Origin of the sequence: Protofrankia sp. CiT1 (assembly GCF_917627335.1) — a bacterium.
Lineage (GTDB): Bacteria > Actinomycetota > Actinomycetes > Frankiales > Frankiaceae > Protofrankia.
In genome coordinates this window covers 1-4,789 of sequence record NZ_CAKJTP010000222.1, presented here as the reverse complement: position 1 = coordinate 4,789, position 4,789 = coordinate 1, and the positions used below count along the sequence as shown (strand labels likewise).

Below are 4,789 nucleotides of genomic sequence, written 5' to 3'. Positions count from 1 at the left end.
CCTGATCACCGCAACGGGCGTCCGCCTCGGTGCGGAGCGCGTCGAGGATGCGTTGCCAGGTGCCGTCCGCCGCCCGCCGCCGCTTGCGCTTGTAGAGGGTTCCCGAGTGGCCGTACCTGTCCGGAACGTCCCGCCACGGGCAGCTGGTCCGTTCCCCGGTTCATGATTCCGTCGATCTTAGCGGTCGCCGTCTCGGGAGCGGTTGGCGATGATGGCCGCGACCGGCGGGATGACAGCGGCGACGGACATCATGGCCAGCGCCGCCGGCACCGAGAAGAAACGGACCACGCCGCCGGCGAGTACGAACAGCCCCACGCAGCAGGTCATCATCGCCAGGTAACGGTGACGGATCCGCCGCTGCGTCTCGCCCGGCAGCGGTGCTGGTGCCGCTGCCGCTGCCGGTGAGGGAGCTGGTCCCGGTGGCCGGGACGGCGAAGGTGCCGCTGTGCCGGTGGCCTGGCGTGGGGGGCCGGGCTGGCGCGGCACGGCCGGCCCGGGACACCCCTCGGCCGCTCGGGAACGCAGCCGACGGTCGTAGGCACGGCGCCGCTCTGGATCACTCAGTACCTGGTAGGCGGTATTGACCAGACGGAACGCGCTCTCGGAACCGCCCGCGTCCGGATGCGTGCGCAGCGCGGCCCGCCGGTAGGCGGTGACGATCTGGGCGGGCGAGGCCGTCGGTCGCACACCCAGCACGTCATAGAGCGATGGTCGGGCCACGACCTACCCTTACCCGCCAGCTGGACGTGTCATCTGGAGACGATGAGGACGACCGCGACGATCAATCCGAGAATCACGACGGTGCCCCGTAGCGCGGCCGCGGGCAGCAGCCGGGCGAGACGTGCGCCAAGAAGACCGCCCGCGCAGGATGTGACCAGCAGGATCGCTGTAAAGGCCCAGGAGACCTGGGCACTTACCACGAACACAGTGACGCCGATTATGTTGATCCCAAACGAGAGCAGCGTCTTCGCGGCATTGGTGCGCTGGATATTGTCGGGCAGCAGGATGCCCAGGATACCGAGCAGCAGTACGCCGAGGCCGGCGCCGAAGTAGGAGCCGTACACCCCCGCCAGAAACACCCCGCCGCGGGTCGGCCAGGTGACAGCGGCGGTGGCTACACCATTGTTGGTAAGCATGATCGGGGCAGCCGGGGCAGCCGGGGCAGCCGGGGCAGCCAGCAGCCGGGCACGCCGGCCCGCCACCAGCTGGGCCAGCCACGGCTGGGCGCCGAGCAGCCCGCAGGCCACCAGCACGAGGTATCCGACGACAGCCCGGAAGGCGCCCGCGGGCGTGGCCAGCAGCAGTACCGCCCCGGTCAGCCCGCCAAGCAGGGCCGGGACACCGAGCGGACGCAGCCGGGCGGCCTGGCCCGCAAGCTCTCGTCGATAGCCGAGCGCACCGCCCGCATAGCCGGTCACCAGCCCGACCGAGGAAGTAATGTTCGCGGTGAGTGCTGGCATACCGGTGGCGAGCAGCGCGGGGAAGGCGATCAGGGTGCCGCCGCCGGCGGCCGCGTTCACCGCCCCAGCCAGCAGACCGGCGGCCGCCACGAGTCCGCCGTCGGCTGGTCTCACGGCACCCTCCGCGTCCGGGCAGGAAGTCCTGCGGCCTTCTCAGTACACCCGCTCAGATGAGGTTCGCACGGGTGGATGCGGCTGGTTGCCGGTGTTTCTCGCCACCTCGGGCGGGAGAGCGCCGAAACGCTGGCGCGGTGGATGCCATGTGGGTAGGCAACGTGAATGGGCGGTTTCGAGGTGTTGAGGATTACCGGCCGGGTACTGGTCGGGCCGGAGGATGTCCGCGACGAGCTGTGGGTGCTGGACGGGAGGATCACGTTCACCCCGCCGGTCGGCGCCGCTGCCCGCGACGTCCGGACCCTGTCAGGTTGGGTACTGCCCGGTCTGGTCGACGCGCACTGTCATGTCGGCCTGGCCTCGCATGGCGCGGTTGATCGTGACACCGCCGAGCGGCAGATCCGGGCGGACCGGGACGCGGGCGCGTTGCTGCTGCGCGACGCGGGCTCACCCGCCGACACCCGCTGGGTGGACGACCGCGTCGACCTGCCCCGCCTGGTCCGGGCCGGCCGGCACATCGCCCGGACGAGGCGTTATATCCGCAACTACGGTATCGAGATCGAACCCGACCAGTTACTCGCGAACGTCGTCGAGCAGGCCGGGCGTGGTGACGGCTGGGTCAAGATCGTCGGTGACTGGATCGACCGCGACGCCGGGGACCTCGCCCCATGCTGGCCGCGGGACGTGGCCCGCGCCGCGATCGAGGCCGCGCACGCGGTCGGTGCCCGGGTCACCGCGCACTGCTTCGCCGAGAGCTCCCTGGCCGACCTCGTCGAGGTCGGTATCGACTGCGTCGAGCACGCCACCGGGCTCACCGACGAGACGATCCCGCTGTTCGCGGCGCATGGCGTCGCCATCGTGCCGACTTTGATCAATATTGCCACCTTCGGTGACATCGCGGCGGCGGCGGAAGAAAAGTTCCCCGGCTACGGAAAGCACATGCGGGCGTTGCACGCGCGCCGTTACGAAACAGTGCGGTCCGCCTATGACGCGGGGATCGCGATCTACGTGGGCACGGATGCCGGCGGATCGCTGGCCCATGGCCTGGTCGCCGACGAGGTTGCCGAACTGGTGCGGGCCGGGCTGCCCCCGCTGGCCGCGCTGTCGGCGGCAAGCTGGGCCGCGCGTGCCTGGCTGGGATTCCCGGGTTGTGACGAGGGTGCCGCGGCCGATCTCGTCGTCTATCCGCAGGATCCGCGGGTGGACGTACGGGTGCTCGCCGCGCCATCGTTCATCGTGCTGCGTGGGCAGATCCTCGACATCCCAGCGAAGGAATCTCGCCCGGCCCAGTGAAGATTCTCACTCACCGACCGCGAGGTGCGGCTGGCGCCTGAGTGGCCCTGAGGCGTTCGATCGCATCATGATGAGACCGGGGCATCGGGAGAGACATCGCGGTGAGCGTTCGGGTTGGCTGCGAGCCGCGGTGCTGGGCGCGGACGACGGCCTGGTGTCGACCTCCAGCCTGATGCTCGGGGTGGCCGCGTCGTCGGCGTCGCGAGCCGTTGTGCTGACCGCGGGGCTCGCCGGGCTCGTCGCGGGGGCGGCGTCGATGGCCGCTGGCGAGTTCGTCTCGGTCAGTTCGCAGCGGGACGTCGAGCTGCGGGATCTTTCCGTGGAGGCGGCGGAGCTCGCGGCTGATCCAGCCGCCGAGCTGGAGGAGCTGACCGGCATCTACGTGCGGCGTGGGCTGAGCCCGCAGCTCGCCCGGGAGGTCGCGGTGGAGTTCAGCCGGGCCGACCCGCTGGCCGCGCACGCGCGCGACGAGCTCGGCCAGTCACCGGCGGCCGCGGCCCGTCCGGTGCAGGCCGCCGGGGCCTCGGCGTTGAGTTTCGCCGTTGGCGCTCTGCTTCCGCTTCTGGTCACGCTCGCCGCTGGCGGCACCAGCAGGATCGTGCTGCTCGTCGCTGTGACGTTGGTGGGATTGGCGCTGCTTGGCGCGGTGGGCGCCACGCTCGGCGGCGCGAACCGGATGCGGGCGGCTGGCCGTGTCCTGCTCGGCGGCTGCGTCGCCATGGCCGTGACAGCCATGGTCGGCGCTCTGGCCGGAACCGCCATCCACTGACCGCGCCGGCTGGCCGGATCGCCCAGATATATGTGTCCGCACGGCTACTTGTCAGCGACGAGGAAGGGGTTGTTAACTGCTGCCGGATCGACGTCCGGTAGCGTCGGATGAGGTCGTATGATGTTCATGTGAACCTCAAGGAGTGGGCCGCCGCGAACGGCGTCGGGTACACCACGGCGCGGCGCTGGTACCGCGACGGTCTGCTCCCGGTCTCTGCCCGGAAGGTCGGCGGCCTAGTGCTCGTCGACGAACCCGCCGCGCCGGCCGGGCGCCCTGTCGCCGTGGTGTACGCCCGAGTGTCGTCAGCGGAGCAGCGCCCCGACCTGGACCGGCAGGTCGCCCGCGTCACGACCTGGTGCGGCGAGAACAGCGTCGCGGTGGGCCGGGTCGTCACCGAGGTCGGATCGGCGTTGAACGGCCACCGCCGGAAGTTCCTCGCACTGCTACGCGACCCGGCCGTGTCCACCATCGTCGTCGAGCACCGTGACCGGTTCGCCCGTTTCGGCGCCGAGTACGTTGAGGCCGCGCTGTCCGCGAACGGCCGTGAGCTGCTGGTGGTCGACCCTGCGGAGGGGGACGACGACCTGGTCCGGGACGTTACCGAGATCCTGACGTCGCTGTGCGCCCGGCTGTATGGCCGGCGTGCCGCCGCGGACCGGGCGGCCCGGGCGGTCGCCGAGGCGACGAAGGACGGCCCGGGATGAAAATGTTGCAGGCGTACCGGTTCGCGCTCGATCCGAACAGCGCCCAGCTCGCGGGTCTGCGTCGGCATGCCGGCGCAGCCCGGTTCGCCTACAACTGGGGGCTGGCCCGGGTGAAGGCCGCGCTCGCTCAGCGCGATGCGGAGCAGTCCTACGGCCTGACCGGTGACGCGCTGACCCCGGTGCCGTGGACGCTGCCCGCGTTGCGGCTCGCCTGGAACGCCGCGAAACACCGGGTTGCCCCGTGGTGGGCGGAGTGCTCGAAGGAAGCGTTCTCCGCTGGGCTGGACCAGCTTGCCCGCGGGTTGAAGAACGTCACCGACTCCCGGAAAGGGAAACGGAAGGGCCGACGGGTCGGGTTCCCCCGGTTCAAGAAGCGCGGGAAGGCCCGTGACAGCTTCCGGTACACCACTGGTGCGTACGGCCCGGCCGAGGACCGGCAGGTGAAACTG

At 70.8% G+C, this 4,789-nt stretch carries 6 protein-coding genes and 1 pseudogene; 4 read left to right on the top strand and 3 right to left on the bottom strand.

Annotated elements, in window-relative coordinates; translation table 11 throughout:
* The 3 genes and pseudogenes from MJ785_RS22420 to MJ785_RS20335 form a co-directional block, all read right to left on the bottom strand.
* Positions 1-139: pseudogene (locus MJ785_RS22420) on the bottom strand (IS5/IS1182 family transposase); the annotation flags it as partial.
* A gap of 38 nt (positions 140-177) precedes the next feature.
* Positions 178-720 (bottom strand): DnaJ domain-containing protein, encoded by a 543-nt coding sequence (locus MJ785_RS20340; RefSeq protein WP_239382360.1) that lies wholly within the window; start codon positions 718-720, stop codon positions 178-180.
* Positions 721-749: 29 nt separating this feature from the next.
* The gene (locus MJ785_RS20335) at positions 750-1,574 is read right to left on the bottom strand and encodes a sulfite exporter TauE/SafE family protein (protein ID WP_239382358.1); all 825 of its coding nucleotides are present in this window, start codon (positions 1,572-1,574) and stop codon (positions 750-752) included.
* Positions 1,575-1,739: 165 nt separating this feature from the next.
* On the opposite strand from MJ785_RS20335, the gene MJ785_RS20330 reads away from it, so the two are divergent.
* From MJ785_RS20330 to MJ785_RS20315, 4 genes are all read left to right on the top strand, one after another.
* Entirely contained in the window at positions 1,740-2,867 is a 1,128-nt protein-coding gene (locus tag MJ785_RS20330; protein ID WP_239382356.1) for an amidohydrolase family protein, read from the top strand.
* A gap of 67 nt (positions 2,868-2,934) precedes the next feature.
* Positions 2,935-3,636, top strand: a complete 702-nt coding sequence (locus tag MJ785_RS20325; protein ID WP_239375832.1) for a VIT family protein — start codon at positions 2,935-2,937, stop codon at positions 3,634-3,636.
* 128 nt (positions 3,637-3,764) lie between these two features.
* A complete protein-coding gene (locus MJ785_RS20320) occupies positions 3,765-4,340 on the top strand; it encodes an IS607 family transposase (RefSeq protein ID WP_239382362.1) in 576 nt (191 codons plus the stop codon).
* Positions 4,337-4,789: helix-turn-helix domain-containing protein (locus MJ785_RS20315; RefSeq protein ID WP_239382353.1), on the top strand; the 453-nt coding region annotated here is incomplete at its 3' end. The genes MJ785_RS20320 and MJ785_RS20315, both read left to right, overlap by 4 nt.